Raw genomic sequence first — 509 nt, forward strand, 5'->3', positions numbered from 1 at the left:
TCAGGAAATACTCGCACCCCTGAACGAGATTCCTGCCTATTTGGGTCTTGCTGAGCAAGCCCTTTTTGCTCTTGGCTACTATCACCAAATGAACGCGTTTTTTACCCGCCGCGCTGAGCATTCGGAAAGTGCGGGCGTTTAAAAGAAAGGAGGACACAATGAACCGTTACGATTTCGTCTATGTGTTTGATGTAAAGGATGCCAACCCCAACGGTGACCCGGACGCTGGCAACCTCCCGCGCATTGATCCGGAAACGGGGCATGGCTTGGTGACCGACGTCTGCCTTAAGCGCAAGGTGCGAAACTACGTCGAGCTTACCAGAAACGGCAGGGAAGGGTTCCGTATCTATTTCAAGGAAAAGGCGGTCTTGAACGCTTTCCACGAAGAGGCCTACTCGTTTTTGGGCATTGAGCCTCAACCGAACAAGCTGCCGAAAGACGTTGAAAAAGCGCGTCAGCTTACCCAGTTCATGTGCAAGAACTTTTACGACATCCGCACCTTTGGGGCT

At 51.9% G+C, this 509-nt stretch carries 2 protein-coding genes; both read left to right on the plus strand.

The window, feature by feature from the left end; all coding sequences use genetic code 11:
• Positions 1 to 7 precede the first annotated feature (7 nt).
• Positions 8 to 142, plus strand: a complete 135-nt coding sequence (locus EG19_RS14525) for a hypothetical protein (RefSeq protein ID WP_407702161.1) — start codon at positions 8 to 10, stop codon at positions 140 to 142.
• Positions 143 to 158: 16 nt separating this feature from the next.
• Positions 159 to 509 (plus strand): type I CRISPR-associated protein Cas7 (locus EG19_RS12060; protein WP_038050631.1); only part of this gene is annotated, 351 nt, incomplete at its 3' end.

This window comes from Thermoanaerobaculum aquaticum, from assembly GCF_000687145.1.
Lineage (GTDB): Bacteria > Acidobacteriota > Thermoanaerobaculia > Thermoanaerobaculales > Thermoanaerobaculaceae > Thermoanaerobaculum > Thermoanaerobaculum aquaticum.